Source organism: Dietzia sp. IBK-p2-15D (genome assembly GCF_057773105.1).
In genome coordinates this window covers 1-474 of record NZ_JBYMTK010000066.1, presented here as the reverse complement: position 1 = coordinate 474, position 474 = coordinate 1, and the positions used below count along the sequence as shown (strand labels likewise).

Genomic DNA, 474 nt, shown 5'->3' with positions numbered 1-474 from the left:
AATTCTTTCCTCAGGAGTCATATTGTGAATTCAAATTCTTATAGTATTCAATTTTATCAATGAGCCATGTGTATGAATCTCCTTTGTATGGGTTGCGGTAGTTCCGTTCGATGTCGTCTATGGTCTCTTGCCCGTAGCGTTGCAATAAAAAAGCCCGGTATGATGGATGATTTCCTCCTAGATAACAATTACATGATGAACACTGACAGTGGACATTCTGTTCGTGGAAGTAGTATTCAAGCCCACAGGCACCTTTTGGAACGTAGTGACCGCCTCCAGCCTCTCGGCCAGTCACATACTTTCCGCAAGTGCAACAAATGTTTTTATCTCTCCGCTTGATGTATGCGGTGAAATGCTTCCAAAGAAGTTTTTTAATGATGCGATTGATTTTTTAGCCATCGATTTTGTCTTTGTAGAATGAGATGAGTTTCTCCATCTGTATTCTACGCCAACTTTGAAAATCTTCCATAGGCT

2 protein-coding genes are annotated in these 474 nt (G+C 40.7%); both read right to left on the bottom strand.

Annotated elements, in window-relative coordinates; genetic code table 11:
* Positions 1-10: 10 nt before the first annotated feature.
* The gene (locus AC3DEV_RS16895; RefSeq protein ID WP_488372851.1) at positions 11-319 is read right to left on the bottom strand and encodes a recombination protein NinG; all 309 of its coding nucleotides are present in this window, start codon (positions 317-319) and stop codon (positions 11-13) included.
* Positions 292-474: hypothetical protein (locus AC3DEV_RS16890; protein ID WP_488372850.1), on the bottom strand; the 183-nt coding region annotated here is incomplete at its 5' end. The genes AC3DEV_RS16890 and AC3DEV_RS16895, both read right to left, overlap by 28 nt.